Source organism: Duganella sp. CY15W (assembly GCF_009857555.1).
GTDB lineage: Bacteria > Pseudomonadota > Gammaproteobacteria > Burkholderiales > Burkholderiaceae_D > Rugamonas > Rugamonas sacchari.
Window position 1 is genome coordinate 379,276 of record NZ_WWCQ01000004.1, and the last position, 18,286, is coordinate 397,561.

The 18,286-nt window shown below is 62.1% G+C and carries 15 protein-coding genes; 4 read left to right on the top strand and 11 right to left on the bottom strand.

What is annotated here, in order from left to right; genetic code table 11:
- Positions 1 to 26: 26 nt before the first annotated feature.
- Positions 27 to 2,840: a DNA polymerase I gene (gene polA / locus GTP58_RS21725; RefSeq protein ID WP_161079211.1), complete on the bottom strand. Its 2,814-nt coding sequence runs from the start codon at positions 2,838 to 2,840 to the stop codon at positions 27 to 29.
- Between the two features lie 200 nt (positions 2,841 to 3,040).
- On the opposite strand from polA, the gene GTP58_RS21730 reads away from it, so the two are divergent.
- The 4 genes from GTP58_RS21730 to GTP58_RS21745 are packed head-to-tail and all read left to right on the top strand — an operon-like array spanning position 3,041 to position 6,380.
- On the top strand, positions 3,041 to 3,442 hold the full coding sequence (locus GTP58_RS21730; RefSeq protein ID WP_161079212.1) for a hypothetical protein: 402 nt from the start codon (positions 3,041 to 3,043) through the stop codon (positions 3,440 to 3,442).
- Between the two features lie 51 nt (positions 3,443 to 3,493).
- Positions 3,494 to 4,450 carry a homoserine kinase gene (locus GTP58_RS21735; protein ID WP_161079213.1) on the top strand — a complete coding sequence of 319 codons (957 nt, stop codon included), beginning with the start codon at positions 3,494 to 3,496 and terminating at the stop codon, positions 4,448 to 4,450.
- Positions 4,450 to 5,220, top strand: coding sequence for a BPSS1780 family membrane protein (locus GTP58_RS21740; RefSeq protein WP_161079214.1), 771 nt, complete (start codon positions 4,450 to 4,452; stop codon positions 5,218 to 5,220). Before GTP58_RS21735 ends, GTP58_RS21740 begins: the two co-directional genes overlap by 1 nt.
- Entirely contained in the window at positions 5,217 to 6,380 is a 1,164-nt protein-coding gene (locus GTP58_RS21745) for an acyltransferase (RefSeq protein ID WP_161079215.1), read from the top strand. The genes GTP58_RS21740 and GTP58_RS21745 overlap by 4 nt, the downstream gene beginning before the upstream one ends.
- Here the strand turns inward: GTP58_RS21745 and GTP58_RS21750 are convergent.
- From GTP58_RS21750 to GTP58_RS21795, 10 genes are all read right to left on the bottom strand, one after another.
- Positions 6,316 to 8,613 carry a UvrD-helicase domain-containing protein gene (locus tag GTP58_RS21750; RefSeq protein WP_161079216.1) on the bottom strand — a complete coding sequence of 766 codons (2,298 nt, stop codon included), beginning with the start codon at positions 8,611 to 8,613 and terminating at the stop codon, positions 6,316 to 6,318. The genes GTP58_RS21745 and GTP58_RS21750 overlap by 65 nt on opposite strands.
- Positions 8,614 to 8,736: 123 nt before the next feature.
- A complete protein-coding gene (locus GTP58_RS21755) occupies positions 8,737 to 10,671 on the bottom strand; it encodes a M56 family metallopeptidase (RefSeq protein WP_161079217.1) in 1,935 nt (644 codons plus the stop codon).
- A 144-nt stretch (positions 10,672 to 10,815) separates the two neighbouring features.
- Positions 10,816 to 12,459: a hypothetical protein gene (locus tag GTP58_RS21760; protein WP_161079218.1), complete on the bottom strand. Its 1,644-nt coding sequence runs from the start codon at positions 12,457 to 12,459 to the stop codon at positions 10,816 to 10,818.
- A 53-nt stretch (positions 12,460 to 12,512) separates the two neighbouring features.
- Positions 12,513 to 13,619: an S-(hydroxymethyl)glutathione dehydrogenase/class III alcohol dehydrogenase gene (locus GTP58_RS21765; protein WP_161079219.1), complete on the bottom strand. Its 1,107-nt coding sequence runs from the start codon at positions 13,617 to 13,619 to the stop codon at positions 12,513 to 12,515.
- Between the two features lie 34 nt (positions 13,620 to 13,653).
- Positions 13,654 to 14,586 (bottom strand): Gfo/Idh/MocA family protein, encoded by a 933-nt coding sequence (locus GTP58_RS21770; RefSeq protein ID WP_161079220.1) that lies wholly within the window; start codon positions 14,584 to 14,586, stop codon positions 13,654 to 13,656.
- A 110-nt stretch (positions 14,587 to 14,696) separates the two neighbouring features.
- On the bottom strand, positions 14,697 to 15,149 hold the full coding sequence (locus GTP58_RS21775; RefSeq protein WP_072788935.1) for a response regulator: 453 nt from the start codon (positions 15,147 to 15,149) through the stop codon (positions 14,697 to 14,699).
- A gap of 207 nt (positions 15,150 to 15,356) precedes the next feature.
- Entirely contained in the window at positions 15,357 to 15,989 is a 633-nt protein-coding gene (locus GTP58_RS21780; protein ID WP_072788937.1) for an ANTAR domain-containing response regulator, read from the bottom strand.
- 71 nt (positions 15,990 to 16,060) lie between these two features.
- Positions 16,061 to 16,678 (bottom strand): thiamine phosphate synthase, encoded by a 618-nt coding sequence (thiE, locus tag GTP58_RS21785; protein WP_161079221.1) that lies wholly within the window; start codon positions 16,676 to 16,678, stop codon positions 16,061 to 16,063.
- Positions 16,679 to 16,698: 20 nt separating this feature from the next.
- Positions 16,699 to 17,499 carry a hydroxymethylpyrimidine/phosphomethylpyrimidine kinase gene (locus GTP58_RS21790; RefSeq protein WP_161079222.1) on the bottom strand — a complete coding sequence of 267 codons (801 nt, stop codon included), beginning with the start codon at positions 17,497 to 17,499 and terminating at the stop codon, positions 16,699 to 16,701.
- On the bottom strand, positions 17,496 to 18,275 hold the full coding sequence (locus tag GTP58_RS21795) for a thiazole synthase (protein ID WP_161079223.1): 780 nt from the start codon (positions 18,273 to 18,275) through the stop codon (positions 17,496 to 17,498). The genes GTP58_RS21790 and GTP58_RS21795 overlap by 4 nt, the downstream gene beginning before the upstream one ends.
- Between the last annotated feature and the right edge of the window lie 11 nt (positions 18,276 to 18,286).

Below are 18,286 nucleotides of genomic sequence, written 5' to 3' on the forward strand. Positions count from 1 at the left end.
ATTCCCGCAGGCGCGGGGACGACGGATTAGTGTGCTTGATCCCAATTGCTGCCGACGCCCACTTCGGCAATCAGCGGCACTTTCAGCTTGGCCACGCCAGCCATCAGTTCCGGCAGCTTCTGCTTGACGAGTTCCAGTTCCGCGTCCGGCACTTCCAGCACCAGCTCGTCGTGCACCTGCATGATCATTTTGGTCTGCAGCTGTTCGGTTTCCAGCCAGTCCTGCACCGCGATCATGGACAGCTTGATCAGGTCCGCCGCCGTGCCTTGCATCGGCGCGTTAATGGCGGCACGTTCGGCGCCCTGGCGGCGCGGGCCGTTAGGCGAATTGATCTCCGGCAGCCACAGGCGGCGGCCGAACACGGTTTCCACATAGCCGCGCGCCTTGGCTTGCAGGCGCGTGTCGTCCATATACTGCTTGACGCCCGAGAAGCGCGCGAAGTAGCGCTCGATATAGCTCTGCGCTGCGGCACGCTCGATGCCCAGATTGCCGGCCAGGCCAAAGGCGCTCATGCCGTAGATCAGGCCGAAGTTAATCACCTTGGCATAGCGGCGCTGCTCGCTCTCGACCGATTCCGGCGCCACGCCAAAGATTTCAGCGGCAGTGGCGCGGTGAATGTCCACGCCATCGGCAAACGCGCGCAGCATGTTCTCGTCTTCCGAAATGTGCGCCATGATGCGCAGCTCGATCTGCGAATAGTCGGCCGAGACGATGTGCGAACCGGCCGGCGCCACAAACGCTTCGCGGATGCGGCGGCCTTCCTTGGTGCGGATCGGAATGTTCTGCAGGTTGGGATCGTTGGACGCCAGACGGCCCGTCACCGCTACCGCCTGCGCGTAGTTGGTGTGCACACGCCCCGTGTCCTTGTTGATCCCTTTCGGCAGCTTGTCGGTATAGGTCGACTTGAGCTTGGACAGGCTGCGGTACTCCAGCAGCACTTTCGGCAGCGGATAGTCTTCCGCCAGCTTTTGCAGCACTTCCTCGTCGGTGGACGGCGCGCCGCTCGGGGTCTTCTTCACCACCGGCAGCTTGAGCTTCTCAAAGAAGATTTCGCCGATCTGTTTGGGCGAACCCAGATTGAACGGCTGCTCTGCCAGTTCGTGCGCCTTGGCTTCCAGCTCGACGATGCGCGCGCCCAGTTCAGCCGACTGCTGCTCCAGCAGCGCGGCGTCGATCTGCACACCGTTGCGCTCGATCTTCTGCAGCACCACGGCGGTCGGCAGTTCGATCTGGCGGTAGATGAAGTTGAGCTTGTCATCCTTCTCCACTTCGCCAATCATGTTCTGGTGCAGGCGCAGCGTGATGTCGGCATCTTCCGCCGCGTAGGCGGTGGCGCGGTCGATCGCCACCTGGTCGAAGGTAATCATGCTGGCGCCCTTGCCGCACACATCCGAGAATGGAATCGTGGTGTGGTTCAGGTGGCGCAGCGCCAGGCTGTCCATGTCGTGCGTGCGGTGCGATTCAAACACGTACGACTCCAGCAGCGTATCGTGATGGATGCCTTGCAGGCGCACGCCGTGGTTGGCAAAGATATGGCTGTCGTACTTGAGGTTCTGGCCGACCTTGAGCTTGCTGGCGTCTTCCAGCCATGGCTTGAGCCGGGCCAGCACGTGTTCGCGCTCGAGCTGCACCGGCACGCCCTGGTAGGCGTGCGCCACCGGGATGTAGCACGCTTCGCCCGCCTTGACCGACAACGAAATGCCGACCAGCTGCGCCGTCATCGGCTCCAGCGAGGTGGTTTCCGTATCGACGGCGGTCAACTCGGCGGCGTTGATTTTGGCGATCCAGCTGTCCAGCTGCGCTTCGGTCAGCACGGTTTCGTACTCGGTGGCGACCGGCTCGGCAAACAGGTCGCCGGTGGCGGACACGGCGCCACCGACCGGTGCGTCCAGCGCAGCCTTGGCGGCGGGCGCAGCCTTGGCGGCGGGCGCAGCCTTGGCGGCGGGCGCAGCCTTGGCGGCGGGCGCAGCGGCGCCGGCAGCGGAGCTCAGTTCACGCAGCAAGGTCTTGAAGCCGTATTTGGCAAAGAACGCCTGCAGCGCATCCTTGTCTTCGGCGCGCGCGGTCAGCGATTCGGTGATCGACACCATGTGGCCGGACAGGTCGCAGTCCAGTTTGACGGTAATCAGTTCACGGCCTTTCGGCAGCCATTCCAGCGCGTCGCGCAGGTTCTGGCCGACCGCGCCGGTGATGCTGGCGGCGTTGGTCATCACGCCGTCCAGCGAGTCGTACTGGGTCAGCCACTTGAGCGCCGTCTTCGGGCCGCACTTGGTCACGCCCGGCACGTTGTCGACGGTGTCGCCGATCAGGGTCAGGTAGTCGATGATGCGGTTGGGCGGCACGCCAAACTTGGCCAGCACGCCCGCTTCGTCCATCTTCTCGTTGGTCATGGTGTTGATCAGCATGACTTGCGGATTGACCAGCTGCGCCAGATCCTTGTCGCCGGTGGACACCACCACATTCATGCCGGCCTTGGCGGCATCGGCCGACAGCGTACCGATCACGTCATCCGCCTCCACGCCTTCCACCATCAGGATCGGCCAGCCCATGGCGTTGACCGCCTCGTGGATGGGCTCGATCTGCAGGCGCAGGTCGTCCGGCATCGACGCGCGCGTGGCCTTGTATTCCGGGTACATCTCGTCACGGAAGGTCTTGCCCTTGGCGTCGAACACGCAGGCGATGTAGGCGGCCGGGAAGTCCGCACGCAGACGGCGCAGCATATTGACCATGCCGTGCATGGCGCCGGTCGGATGGCCGTCCGGGCTGCGCAGGTCTGGCAGCGCGTGGAACGCGCGGTAAAGATAGCTGGAGCCGTCTACTAACAACAGGGTATTTTGCATAGGGAAACTAGATGAGGGTGCTTAGCCTTGAATGCAACATTATCGCAGGTTTTGGTCCCCCGCCGCCGGCGCCACAATGTTTTCACAACGACAATAGCCGGCCCGACCACAGAGGGAAAGCCCAGCGATGCGTGTCTGTTTGTTACAATGGACCATACATAAAAATTCTGCGGCTTTTTCTCTGCTAAAGGCGATCCATCATGAAGCGCATTTCCGTTCTCCTCCTGACACTGGTCGCCCATGCGGCGTTTGCACAGTCGACTCCGAGCCAGGCGCCGCCCAAGCTGGAAAAAATCGAAGAAATTGCCGACGATCCCATCACTGTCACCGCCAAACCCGGCACCGAAGGCAAAATCACGGAAAAACGCGACAACAGCGGCAACGTGACCGAAGCGACCGTCAAAAGCGGCCCGAGCACCTACACCCTACGTCCCAACCACCCGGCCGGCACCGCCCTGCCCGGTGATGCACTGGGCGGCAGCAACCGCGGCCCGCAATGGACGATCATGGAATTTGACATCGGCAAGAAGAAAAAGAAAACCACAGACGAAGACAGCGCGCCGGAAACCAACGCGCCGCCATCTCCGCCTGCCGCCAAATAACCCTACGCCGGCCTGCACGCCGCAGGCCGTCATCAACCACCCTATTCGCACATGGCAGTCTTTACCCCGGTATCGCTGGACGATGTCTCCCAGTGGATCACCCAATTCCCGCTCGGCCAGGCGCTTGAGCTCAAAGGCATCAGTTCCGGCATCGAGAACAGCAATTTCTTCCTCACCACCGAACGTGGCGAGTATGTGCTCACCATCTTTGAAAACCTGTCGTTTGAGCAGCTGCCGTTTTACCTCAAGCTGATGCACCACCTGGCCGCCCACGGCGTGCTGGTGCCCGACCCGATCGCCAACGACAAGGGCGAGCTGATCGTCGCACTGCACGGCAAGCCGGCGTCCATCGTCACCAAGCTCGCCGGCCGCTCGCAAATGACGCCGCAACCGGTGCATTGCGCCGCAGTGGGCGCCATGCTGGCGAAAATGCATCTGGCCGGCCGCGACTACCCACTCCAGCAGCCCAACCTGCGCGGGCTGGAATGGTGGCATGCAACCACGCCCGAGGTCCTGCCCTATATTCCGGCCGACAAGGCACAGCTGCTCAAGGCCGAAGTGCACTACCAGGAAACCTTTGCCGCCTGCGAAACCTACAAACAGCTGCAGCGCGGTCCCGTGCATGCCGACCTGTTCCGCAACAACGTGATGTTTGAGGGCGAACGCCTGACCGGCTTCTTCGATTTCTACTTTGCCGGCTGCGACACCTGGCTGTTCGATGTGGCCGTCACCGTCAACGACTGGTGCATCGACCTCAGCACCGGCGTGCTCGATGCGGCGCGCGTGCGCGCCATGCTGGACGCCTACCATGCCGTGCGGCCGTTCACCGAAGCGGAACAACACGCCTGGCAGACCATGCTGCGCGCCGGCGCGCTGCGCTTCTGGCTGTCGCGCCTGTATGACTACTATCGTCCGCGCGAGGCAGAAATCCTGACGCCGCACGATCCCGGCCATTTCGAGCGCATCCTGCGGGAACGCATCGCCACCCCGGCGCCGGAGCTGTTCTGATGGAAAAACTCCCCGCACGCGTCGGCTGGCTCTGGGTGAAGCAAGGTCTGGACGTATTCCGCAAACAGCCGGGCGCGTTGATGGCCCTGTTCTTCAGCTGCATGTTCATCGCCATGCTGTCGCTGTTCATTCCCCTGGTGGGCGGCATGGCGCCTGTGGTGCTGGCGCCGCTGTTCAGCGTAGCGCTGCTGCAAGCCTGCGCCGACATCGACCAGGGCCAGCGCGCATTGCCGAACCTGGCGCTGGCCGGTTTCCGCAAGCCGGTGCGCAAGCCCTTGCTGCTGCTGGGCGTGATCTACCTGCTGGTGATGATGCTGTCGATGATGCTGCTGACCCTGCTCGACGATGGCGTGCTGCTCAAAATGGCCACGCGCCAGATTCCGATGGACCAGGAGCTCATTGAAAAATCGCGCAGCGCGCTGTTCATTTCGTCGGTGGTGTACATGGTCGGCTGGATGCTGAGCTGCCTGGCCGCGCCGCTGATCTACTGGCAGAAAATGGCGCTCGGCAAAGCACTGTTCTTCAGCGTGGTCACGGTGAGCCGCGACATCAAGGCCTTCCTGACCACGGCCGTGTCGCTGTTCCTGATGTTCCAGATCCTGACGGCCATTCCGGTACTGCTGTTCAGTTCCGCGCAAATTGAATTGACGGCCATCTTCACCATCTTCCTGATGATGATTGTGCTGATGCATTGCACGCTGTATGCCAGCTATCGCCAGATCTTCGGCACGCCGGACGCCTCGCCGGCACTGTCCAAGGAGACGCCTTGAGCACGCCACGGCGTACGCTGGCGGAAGCCGCGGACGCCAGCGATAACGGCTTCAACCTGGTGCGGCTGGCAACCGCGCTGACGGTCGCCTATTTCCACGCCTATATGACCACCGGCACCATTCCAGCCCTGGAGCCGCTGGGCAAGCTGTTCTCCCCGGCCGCCGATACCGGCCGCCTGGCGCTGGCCGTGTTTTTCCTCATCAGCGGCTTCTTTGTCACGCGCAGCTGGATCAACGATCCGCACCTGGGCCGCTTTGCCGCACGCCGCGCCGCGCGCCTGCTGCCGGCGCTGGCGGTGTGCGTGCCGCTGATGACGCTGTGCGCCGTGCTGTTCTTTTCCGCACCGGAAGCCCATGGCATATTCAGCCGCGACACCTGGCAATACATCCTCGCCAATGTGGGCCTGCATGGCCTGCGCTTTGTGATTCCCGACACCGAATGGCATATCAACGGCGTACTGGGCGGACAAGCCATCAACGCGCCGCTGTGGACACTGTTCTGGGAAGGCCGCATGTATGTGATGGTCGCGCTGCTGGGCATGGCTGCGGCCCTGCCGCTGCGCCAGTGGTTCATGGGCTGCGCCGCCTTCCTGCTGCTGGCGACGCAGCTGTTCCCCGACGTCGCCAGCGGCTATGTCTGGGAAACCCAGCTGTGGTCGATGTTCCTGGTGGGGATGCTGTGCTGCTCGCTGGCCGCGCAGTTGCGCGTGGGGCCGGTGCAAGTCGCTTGCGCCGTCGTGTTTGTCGCCATCAACTGGACCCGCACCGCATCGATGGGGCCAACCGGCTTCACCTGGTTCGGTCTGGCGCTGGTCTGTACCGCGCTGGCGCTGTGGGCAGGCAGCACGCGCATGCAGCGCTGGGCCTATCTGCGCCGCCACGACTACTCATACGGCATCTACCTCTATCACTGGCCCATCATGACCATGCTGAAAGCGGCCATTCCGTCCATGACCGCCGTGCCCATGATCGCGGCCGGCATCGGCCTGACCATACCGATGGCCATGCTGAGCTGGCACCTGGTGGAAGCGCCGGCCATGCGCGCCATGCGCCGCCAGCTGTCAGGCCGGCGGCTGCATGTGGTGGAGACTGCGGTTACAGACGATCCAGCTTGGCAACGCTCAGGTCCAGCACCTTCATCCCGGCAGCACCAAAATTGATCTGGGCGCGGGCATTGTTGCCACTGCCCTCGATGTTCACAATCACACCTTCGCCGAACTTGGCGTGGGCCACCGATTCACCGATGCGCCAGCCTGAGCCCGCGATGGCCTTGCTGGCGAACTTCTGCGCAATCGCGTTATCCGAGCCCACCAGCGGCGCCTCATCCCAGGCCGACTTGCGGCCGCCGAACCAGTTCGGCTGAACCTTCGGCGTCAGCCATTTCAGCGCATCTTCCGGCAACTCATCAAAGAAGCGCGACTTCATGTTGTAGCGGGTCTGGCCGTGCAGCATGCGGGTCTGGGCAAAGCTCAGGTACAGGCGCTGGCGCGCGCGCGTGATGGCCACATACATCAGGCGGCGTTCCTCTTCCACGCCGTCGTGCTCGCGCGAGCTGCTCTCGTGCGGGAACAAGCCCTCTTCCAGACCAGTGATGAAGACGTTGTTGAACTCCAGGCCCTTGGCCGAGTGCACCGTCATCATCTGCACCGCTTCCTGGCCTGCCGTCGCCTGGTTGTCGCCCGCCTCCAGCGAGGCATGCGACAGGAAGGCCGACAGCGGCGACATCACGGTGGACAGCGGCGCATCCGCATCCAGAATCTCGACGCCATCGGCATTCAGGATGGCGGCGCCCGACGCTGCCTGCGCCTGCGGCCCCAGGTGCGCGGGCGCCCCCTGGCCATAGCCTTCTTCCGAGACAAACTGGGTGGCGGCGCTGACCATCTGCTCCAAGTTTTCAATGCGGTCGGCGCCTTCTTTTTCGGTGGCGTAGTGGGCCAGCAGCGTGGACTGTTCCAGCACCACGCGCACCAGTTCCGGCAGCGCCATCTGCTGGGTTTCAAAACGCGCGCCTTCGACCAGCTTGACGAATCCGGTCAACGAGGTGCCCGCCTTGCCCGTCACATAGGGCACCGCCGCGTACAGCGAAATACCGTACTGGTCGGCCGCCGCCTGCAGCGTCTCGATCGAACGCACGCCAATGCCGCGCGCCGGGAAATTCACCACGCGCATGAAGGCGGAATCGTTGTGCGGATTGTCCATCAGCTGCAGGTAGGCGATGGCGTGCTTGACCTCGGCGCGCTGGAAGTAGCGCAGGCCACCGTACACATGATACGGAATGCCGGCCGAGAACAGCGCATGCTCGATCACGCGCGACTGCGCATTGGAACGGTACAGCACCGCGATCTCGCTGCGCGAAGCGCCGTCATGGATCAGGTTCTTGGTTTCTTCAATAATCCACGCAGCTTCGGACAGGTCCGAGTTGGCCTCGTAGACGCGTACCTGCTCGCCGTGACCGGCATCGGTGCGCAGATTCTTGCCCAGGCGCTTGCTGTTGTTGGCGATCAGCACGTTGGCGGCGTCCAGAATGTGGCCATGCGAGCGGTAGTTCTGCTCCAGCTTGATCAGATTCTTGACATTGAACTCGCGCTCGAACGCACTCATATTGCCGACGTTGGCGCCGCGGAAAGCGTAGATCGACTGGTCATCGTCGCCGACGGCAAACAGCACGCCGCCCTGCTGGCCACCGTGGCCCGAGAGCAGCTTCAGCCATTTGTATTGCAGATCATTGGTATCCTGGAACTCATCGACCAGGATGTGCTGGAAGCGCTGCTGGTAATGCTCGCGCAGCGGCTGGTTACGGCTGAGCAGCTCGTAGGTGCGCAGCAGCAGCTCGGCAAAATCCACCACGCCTTCGCGCTGGCACTGATCGTCGTAAAGCTGGTACAGCTCGACCTTCTTGCGCTCATCCGCGTTGTAGGGATCAATCTTGTCCGCGCGCAGGCCCTGGTCCTTGGCGCCATTGATGAAATACATCACCTCCTTGGCAGGGAATTTCTCGTCATCCACATTATTGGCCTTGAGCAGGCGCTTGATGGCCGACAACTGGTCTTGCGTATCCAGGATCTGGAACGTCTGCGGCAGTGCGGCGTCGCGGTGATGGGTGCGCAGCAGGCGGTTGCACAGGCCGTGGAAGGTGCCGATCCACATGCCGCGTGTATTAATCGGCAACATCGCCGACAAACGGGTCAGCATCTCCTTGGCGGCCTTATTGGTAAAAGTCACCGCCAGGATGCCGGAAGGCGACACCTGGCCGGTTTGAATCAGCCAGGCGATACGGGTCGTCAGGACGCGGGTTTTGCCGGAACCGGCGCCCGCCAGGATCAGGGCGCTCTGCGAAGGCAAGGTAACAGCAGCGAGCTGTTCATCGTTGAGATTATGGAGAAGATTTTGCATCCCATGATTATACCGGGGACCCGCGCTCAATCCGGGGTCAGTTCTTGCAATCCAACACGGGCTCTGCTTTAGCGGCTGCTAAAGCAGAGCCCGTGTTGGATTGCAAGAACTGACCCCGGATTTTTAGGCGGCGGGCGTGGGCACGGCTTTGCCGTTCTGCATGCTTTCCTGCATCAGCGTACGCAGCGCGCGCTCTGCTTCGCGTACGGCTTCGGCATGTTTTGCGTTCAGCTCGCCCATCCGCTGGTTGAGCTCGCCCATGGGACGGCTGGCCTCAGCCATTTTCTGGTTGAGCGCGCGCATCGGTTCCTGCATGGCTTGCAGCTTTGCCATCTGTGGCACCATCTCGCGCTGGTAATCGGCCATCTTTTGTTGCAATGGCGCCATTTCCGCCTGCAGGCTGGCTTGCTGTTTCTGGAATGCGCGCACCTTTTCTTCGCTGCTGTCGCGCGCCAGCTCGCGTGAGGCGCGTTCGATGCGGCGCGCGATGGCGTCCTGTTCGCGGGCCACCTGCTCCATCTTGCGCTGCTGGGCTTGCATGTCGCGCTCCGTGCCGGCTTCGGCCTTGTGCGCCACGGCGTCCATTTGCTCGCCGAGCGCGTCCATGATCTTGCCCTGCGCTTCCATTTTCTTGCCCTGCTCGTTCATCTGCTCGCCGATGGTATTGACCGGCGTCCAGGCGGCGTCGACCTTGGCCAGCACGGCGGCGTCCTGGATCAGGTAAGTCTTGTCGCCTTCGCGGAACCACAGGAAGTCGCCTTTCACGCGCTCACGCAGCCGCGAGACGTTGCGGATATCGCGTGTGTTGGCGGATACGGTCATGGTGTCCTTGCCGCCACGGACGATGACGTAGCTGCGGCTGTCATCGCCGCTGGCAACGCGCGGAACTTTCGCTGGCTTGGGTGGCTTGGGCGGCGCCGCCGGCAGGGCCGGAATCGCGGGCAGGGCCGGCACCGCGGGGCTTGCCGGTTCGGCGGGCACGGCCGGCAGCGCTGGAGGGGCCGCCGGTGCTGCCGGCGCCACCACGGCGGGCGGCGCTGGCGGTTCGGACGGTTGCGGTGCGGCCTGGACATAGAACACGGTACCGGCTGCCAACAGGCCGGCCAGCGGGATGGCCATTTTCCAGCTGACCGGTTCAACATCGGGACGCAGCAGGCGTTTAATACGAGACATGAGATTTCCTCCGTGAGCCGCATGGGCTAATTGTGTTGTATCGAACTGGAACTGGTCCAGTTGCGACAGGGCTTGCGCCAGCTTTTGCGGCTGGCCGAGCATCTCGACAGCCAGGTCGTCGGCGATTTGTTCTCGCTCGTTCCGGATCCTGCGCGATATAGCCCAAACACTAGGGTGGTAGAAGAGGATGATCTCGATCGTGCTTTGCACGAGATTGACCAGGTAATCGTGGCGCTTGATGTGCGCCAGTTCGTGCGCCAGCAGCGCTTCCAGCAAGTCCGCCGGCATGCCGGTGACCAGCGCGGCTGGCACCAGTACGATGGGTTTCCAGCAGCCCGCCGTGATCGGGCTGTCCAGCCTGTCGACCACACCGAGCCGCACATGCTGCTCGATGCCAAAGCGGCGCGCCAGTTCGGACAGGCGGCGCTGCCAGTACGGATTGCGGCTGTATTCGTCAGGACGGGTGCGGTCGGCCACCCACTTGAGGCCTACCGCGAGACGCAGCGCCATCAGCGCGGCCCCGGCCAGCCACAGGCCGACGATCCATGGCAGCTGCCGGCGCAGCAGGTCCTGCACGGCGTTCAGTGTGGAATCGGTGACGAATGTGATGGCGGCAGCGCCATCGGCGCCCTGTCCGGTGGCGCTCATCATCAGCGTGGTGACGGCCGAGGTGCCGCCAGTGGCGCGCGCATCCAGCGCCTGCACGATGATGCTGGACAGCGGCAGCGCCGCGCACAGCAGCAAGCCAGCGCAGGCAACGGCATAGCGCGTCTGCGGATGTGCCTTGCGCAGCAGGAACATGGCCAGCGCCACGCTCCAGCCGATCAGCAAGCCCTGCCACAGGAAATGCAGCAGCGCCCAGCCGACAATGAAAGTGAAATCCATGCCGCCCTCCGAGTCGATGGATGTAGAATAAATTATCTAGATCGTGAAGTCTAGAACTTTTTTTCTACATCCATCGACTCTACTTCAATCACATCACTTCCATGCGCGGATTGCGACAGACCGCAATTTTCAGCGTCTGGCCTGCTAGTCTTCCGACCAAGTCAACAATCGCTCCAACGCCTTTTCGCTGACAACACCATCCTCCAGGAATACGCCAGGCGCGCCGCCACCAAAAAAGCGCACATTATCCTCGCCAAAAATATCGATTGCAGCTTTTATCGTGCCATTTTCTTTAAACCACGCCTCTCCGGATTTCAGATCTTTTGGTCCAAACCAACTTTGATGCTCTCCATCCCAACCGACGATCGTGCAACATACGCGCAAACTCTGGGTTTTAAAACGCTGGCAACGCGCGGCAAAGAAGGCGCGATAACTCACATCATCTAGAGGTAATGAATAGCCCATGAAAATAATGTGCTCAGCCTTCATCGCAACCGCACGCAGATCACGTTGAATCTCTTCGATAAAGGATGGCGGCGACGACTTGAAGGAACTTTGCATCACCATCTGAGTATTATGTGCGTAACTCAGCGTGCCACAGTGCAGACAAGCACGTGCGTCTATCTCGCCCGCCTGGCGTTGCTCAGACTCCGTCCCTTCGATCCGGTTGGGACAGCTCTTCTTCTCAAAGGCGCTCAAAGGAGGAGGCAGAAACAGGCTGTCAGACTCTATTTTCCATTCATCACCATAGTAGGAGGAGAGTTTTCCGCAGTCAGGACACTCACGCCAGCAAAGGCAGCCATGAGGGAACAAAAACTTTGTCAGCCGGACCCGCGATGCACCGGGTTCGGCCTCATTCAAACGCTGCGCTGCAGCCTCATTCATCGGATACCAGGGCCAGACCGCCTGCCCGTTGATACGACGAGAAGGAATCACGTGACCGGCGTCATGGAAACTTGTCAGGGGAACGTTTTTAACAGAAAACTTCTTGTCATTATTCAGCTCCCGATTGGCCAAATACTGAGTCCAAAGTGCAATCGGATCATAATTCAAGCTGACAAAAGCAACGTCGCCTTCATAAAACTTAGGCGTATCTAACTTGATGTTATGCTCGGCAAGTTGATGACCTTGTTTCAGTATGCGCTGTCCGAGCAGCTTCGCAAAACCCAGGTATTGCGCTAGGACATCAGATTTCTCACGCAGGCAGTATTGGTAGTCTATGTAGAACAAGGTCCCCAGCAGCATCTTCAAGGCATTCGCTGCTCCCGCCAGACGGCGCGCGTCAAAGAACTGCTCCGTTCTTGCATGTCGAGTCCCTGCTCTCACGCCAAAACCTGCGGGACCGTGCATATCGAGCAGATTAAAGAGGTCATTGAGCTTGAAGGAATCCCCCGAGCTGCCAGGACAAATCCCTATCAGTGACTTCAGCGCAGGCCAGTCATAAAACAGACGAAGATGCATAATTCTGCCCTTGACGTCTTCTTTTGTACCCTTCCAGCTTTTGCCCATTGCCGCCATCTCGTCGTGATTGATGGCACCTATATATTCATAGTTTTCCGGCCGATCTCCCAAAATGGTAATCAGCTCACCGAGTGCACCGTGCAGCGGATCATCTGAACGACCCAATGCGCGCTCAATTCGATCATTAAGTGGAGGAATTTTTCCATCCAGAGCATCTGCCCCCGCCAAACGTTGAATAAATTGAGTTTGCTGGACAGTCGTGCGAATACCCAGCGCAGCCGTCGCTCCGGCACCCCAAAAGATGACGGTTTTTGAATGTGGTTTCATGTGGAAAGAAAGAGATAGCGCTGCGCATAAGCGCAGCGCTGGGGAGACGCTATTTAGTACAGCACTACCGAGCGGATCGATTCGCCGCTCTTCATGAGGTCGAAGCCCTGGTTGATGTCCTCAAGCTTAAGGCGGTGGGTGATCAGGTCATCGATGTTGAGCTTGCCTTCCATGTACCAGTCGACGATCTTCGGCACGTCAGTACGGCCACGCGCGCCGCCAAACGCCGAGCCCTTCCACTCGCGGCCCGTCACCAGCTGGAACGGACGGGTCGAGATTTCCTGGCCCGCCGCCGCCACGCCGATGATGATGGACTTGCCCCAGCCCTTGTGGCAGCACTCCAGCGCCTGGCGCATCAGGGTGGTGTTGCCCACGCACTCGAAGCTGTAGTCGGCGCCGCCGTCGGTGAGCTGGATGATGTGGTCAACCACGTTCTCGACGTCGTTGGGATTGATGAAGTGGGTCATGCCGAACTTGCGCGCCATCGCTTCGCGGCCCGGATTGATGTCAACGCCGATGATCTTGTCGGCGCCCACCATCTTGGCCGCCTGGATCACGTTGAGGCCGATGCCGCCCAGGCCGAACACCACCACATTGGCCCCCGCTTCCACCTTGGCGGTGAACAGCACTGCGCCGACGCCGGTGGTGACGCCGCAACCGATGTAGCAAACTTTATCGAACGGCGCGTCCGAGCGGATCTTGGCCAGCGCGATCTCCGGCACCACGATGTAGTTGGAGAAGGTCGAGGTGCCCATGTAGTGGTAGATCGGCTTGCCGTCGATCGAGAAGCGGCTGGTCGCATCCGGCATCAGGCCCTTGCCCTGCGTCGAGCGGATCGACTGGCACAGGTTGGTCTTCTGCGACAGGCAGAATTTGCACTGGCGGCATTCCGGCGTGTACAGCGGAATGACGTGGTCATCCTTCTTGAGCGATTTCACGCCAGGTCCCACGTCCACCACCACGCCCGCGCCCTCATGGCCCAGGATGGCCGGGAAGATGCCTTCCGGATCGGCGCCCGACAACGTGTAGTAATCGGTGTGGCAAATGCCGGTGGCCTTGATTTCGACCAGTACCTCGCCTTCGCGTGGGCCGCCCAGTTCGACTTCTTCAATCGTCAGGGGTTTGCCCGCTTGCCATGCAACGGCTGCTTTAGTTTTCATGATGCTCCTTTCGGTGATCCGCCATCATAGCAAATCAGTCGTAAAAAGCGGCGACCGCTTTGCGCCGGCCAAGCATGAAGGCATCGGCCACGTGGCGCAGCGGCGCGACATCGACGTCCGACTGGCCGGCGCGGATCAGTGCGGCAAAGCGCCGGTACAGCGACAGGTACTCAGCTTCCTGCGCCAGCGCCTGCCCGGCGCCGTTGATCCACAGGCGCGCGCCGCCATCGGTCAGGCGCAGTTCGCCGCCGGCGGTGGTGACGATGATGTCCCAGCCTTGCTGGCCGGCCGGGCGCCAGTCGAATTCGGCATGCACCTTGATATCCGCGGCATCCTGGAAATGCAGGTCGGCGGCGATTGGCGCCTCGCGGTTTTCCGGAAATGCCAACGTGGCCTGGGTCAGGAATACGGCCGATGGCAGGATCTCCGTCAGGATGGACAACGCGTTGATGCCCGGATCGAAGACGCCCAGGCCGCCTGCCTGCCAGATCCAGTCCTGGTTCGGATGCCACTGGTGCACGTCTTCTTGCCAGCGCACCTGCACGGCAGTGGGCGCATGCGCTGCCAGATGGGCTTTGGCCGGCTGCACGCCGGGCGCATGGCGCGAGTGCCAGCTGGCGAACAGGGTGACGCCTTTTTCAGCGGCAAACGCCGCCAGGTCGGCGACTTCCGCCAGCGTGGCGCCGGGCGGCTTTTCAAGCAGGACATGCTTGCCGGCGGCCAGCGCCTGACGCGCGGCGGCGTAGCGGTACTGCGGCGGCATGCACAGCGAAACAGCGTCAATATCGGGATGGGCCGCCAGCATCGCCTCGATGCTCGTGAAACCGGGAATGTGGTCGATGGTGTGGTGGCGGCTGGCCGTGGCGACCAGCGAGAAGTCATCGGCCCGCGCCGCAATCGCCGGCACGTGCTGGTCGTACACGATCTTGCCGACGCCAACGATGGCGAGTTTGATAGCTGACGTCATGATGTTCTTCTTGGGTGAGGAGGATCAGGCCGAACAGCAGCCTATCACCTCACCCCAGCGTAAAACAAGCGCTGGCCGACGTCAGCGTGTAGAGATGATCAATGTTGCGATTATTGGGGCTCAACCGGCATCGCCGGACCGATGCCCAGCAAATCCGACACGGTGCGCCACAGCTGGCGCGGCGAGGTCCACGGCTTGGGCAGGAAGGCATTGCCGGCGTAGTGCTGCTCGGGATGGCGGGCCGAGTACATCAGCACCCGCGCTTCGCGCTGCATGGCGCGCACTTCGTGCAGCAGGTCGACGCCGTCGCCGTCCGGCAGGTCCGGGTCCAGCACCACCAGCGCAAACTTCTCGCGCTGCAGCAGTTCCTGCGCTGCGGCCATGGTCGGCACGTGGGTTACCTGGGTTTCCGGCACCAGCAGCGCCGCCAGCACCAGCGCGGCATCGTGGTCGCTATCGATATGCAGCACGCGCGGCGCGGCGGCAAAAATGGAAAAACCAATTGCGCCACCGCTCTCTTCGGTAAAGGGACGATAGCTGCTCGTAGGGAAATCATTGGTCATGACGGTCTCCGCTTGGAAAGCTGAATACAAGCTCGGCGGAGTTGGGCCGAAGGAATTAGGCGTGGCGCGGGGAACAGGCGGCCATGGAAGCGGCAGGTGCGAATTGAGGCGCTGCCGCGATTGAGGCGGGCGGATAAGGCTTATCCGCCGCTCAGTCGACAGTGTATAACAAAAATGCCGTACGACAAGAAAAATTGTCCTGAACGTTTACTTTTTCAGACGGCTGCTGAAGGCGGCATGCAAGCTGTTCAACGTTTCTTCTGCTGCCAGCAACTGATCTGCAACTTCATTCACTTTCCGGCGGTTGGAGCGTGCGTGGTCGCGCAGCACTTCAAACGCGGTGTTGCGGTCCGTCTGGAATTTACACATCAGCAAGCCGACCGCCAGGCTGGTTTCACGGCCCGCTGCCAGTGCCGCGTTCAGGTTCAGCTCGGTACGGCGCAACTGGCGGATCTCATCCGCACGCGCCAGGCCGGCAGCAAACGCTGGCATGAGATGTTTTTCATCCACAGGTTTGACCAGAAAGCCCACCGCGCCATACGAGGCGGCCTGCTTGCCGGCGTCGGCGTCGCCGCGGCCGGACAGGAACATGAATGGCACCGAACTGGTGGCGTGCAGCTGCTTGGCCAGTTCCAGGCCATTCATGCCGGGCATGTGGATGTCCAGCAGGGCCAGGTCCGGCTCGCGCTGGGCAATCGACTGCAGGGCTTGCTCCGCCGAGGATGCCTTGACTACTTCGTAGCCGGCATGGCCCAGCACTTCGCCAAGGAAGTCGAGCAGCAGGGGATCGTCGTCAACGATGAGAACGAGACGTTTCGGTGCAGGGACGGATGCAGTCATAGGGGCGGAAACCTTAGTGTGATACTAACGCCCCATTATAAAACCGAAATCCGTCCACACTTCAAGCGTTTTTATCGCCCAGCGAAAAGCGATTGAAATTGCCCCACCGCCTGCGCCACACTTTCGGCTTGATAGACGCTGCTGATGGCCGCCACCATGTGGGCGCCGCGTTCGACCAGCGGCGCGGCATTCTGCGGCGTCATGCCACCGATGACGACGGTCGGCACCTGGATCACGCTGCGAGCCTGGTCGAGGATGGCCGGCGAGGTGGTCACTGCATACTTTTTCACGCGCGACGGGTAAAAGCCGCCAAACGCCACATAACTGGCGCTCGCCTCCTGCGCGTTCAGTGCGCGCAGCATGTCGCCGTAGCACGAGGCGCCGATGATCTTGCCCTTGCCCAGGCGCTTGCGCACCTGCGCCACCTCGGCATCGGTACCGCCCAGGTGCACGCCGTCGGCGTCAAGCTCGGTGCACAGGTCCACATGGTCGTTGACGATGAAGGGCACGCGGTGGCGGCGGCACAGGGCCAGCAGCGCGCTGGCCTGTTCGTGACGCAGCACGGGGCCGGCTTCCTTGTGGCGATATTGCAGCATGGCGATGGGCGCGGCCTTCATCGCCTCTTCGCTCAGTTGCAGCATACGGCTGGTGTCGTCCCAGTTGGGAGTGACGAGATAGAGTCCTTGCATGGTGTGCTTTCGTTCAAAAGTTAGCGCAGCGGGATGCGCTGGCCATCGGCAATGGCATACGCATCGCGCAATGCGTGGTGGACGTAGCGCTGGGCGTTTTCCAGTGCGACGGCGACCGGCAGGCCCAACGCCAGCTGGGCGGCGATGGCGGCCGCCAGCGTGCAGCCGCTGCCATGGAATTCGCCGGCCAGCCGCGGCCAGCGCCAGGTGTTGACCGGGCCGGCACTGGCGTCGGGGCCATACCAGCGGTTGACCACATCGTTGCCGTCGCCGTGACCGCCGGTGATGAGTACATGGCGGCAGCCGCGCGCCTGTAGCACCTGCACCTGCGCCTGCGCCTGCGCGTCCGGCTGCGTGGTGCCGCTGAGCGCCAGGGCTTCCGGCCCGTTAGGCGTGAGCACGGTGGTCAGCGGTAGCAAGGGCGCCAATGACTGCACTGCGTCGTCACGCGACAGCAGATCGCCATGGCCGCTGGCCAGCACCGGGTCCAGCACCACCGGCAGTTCCGGTTGGCGTGCGCGCAACTGCTGGATAAATGCCGCCATCGCGCGCGCGTTGGCAGCGCTGCCGGTAATGCCGATCTTGACCGCGCTGATGACGCATTTGTCGGCCAGCACCTGCGCCTGGCGCAGCAGCATGTCCGCGTCCACCGGCTGCACGCCGTAGACGCGGTCATTATCCTGCACCGTCAGCGCAGTGCAGACCGTGAGCGCATGCGCGCCCTGCGCCGCCACCGACTGCACATCCGCGATCAGGCCAGCGCCGCCGGATGGATCGAGTCCGGCAAACACCAGCACGCACGGCCGCCCGCTGGAGGTCATGCCAGCCGGCCAGCCATCGGCGACGATGGCGATGCCGCAAACTTGCGCGCAATGCGTCCCGCCAGATAAGCCTCGCGGCCCGCCTGTACGCCCAGCTTCATGGCGCGCGCCATGCGCACCGGGTCCTGCGCGCCAGCGATGGCGGTGTTCATCAGCACCCCGTCGCAGCCCAGTTCCATGGCGATCGCCGCATCGGAAGCCGTGCCGACACCGGCATCCACCAGCACCGGCACCTTGGCCTGCTCGATAATCAGCGACAGGTTCCACGGATTCAGGATACCCATGCCGGAGCCGATCAGGGACGCCAGCGGCATCACCGCTACGCAGCCGATGTCCTCCAGCATGCGCGCCTGGATCGGATCGTCGCTGCAGTAGACCATGACGTCGAAGCCATCCTTCACCAGCGCTTCGGCGGCGACCAGCGTTTCCGGCATGTTGGGGAACAGCGTCTTCTCGTCACCCAGCACTTCCAGCTTTACCAGCTTGTGGCCGTTGAGCAGCTCGCGCGCCATTTGCAGCGTGTAGATCGCATCCTTGGCGTTGTAGCAGCCGGCGGTATTCGGCAGGATGGTGTACTGCGACGGCGGCAGCACATCCAGCAGGCTGGGCGCCTTCGGGTCCTGGCCGATATTCACACGGCGGATCGCCACCGTGATGATGTCCGCTTCCGCCGCATCCGTGGCTTCGCGGGTCTGCTGCAAATCCTTGTACTTGCCGCTGCCGACCAGCAGCCGCGACTTGTATTGCTTGCCAGCGATCGTTAATACGTCACTCATTTCTGTCTCCA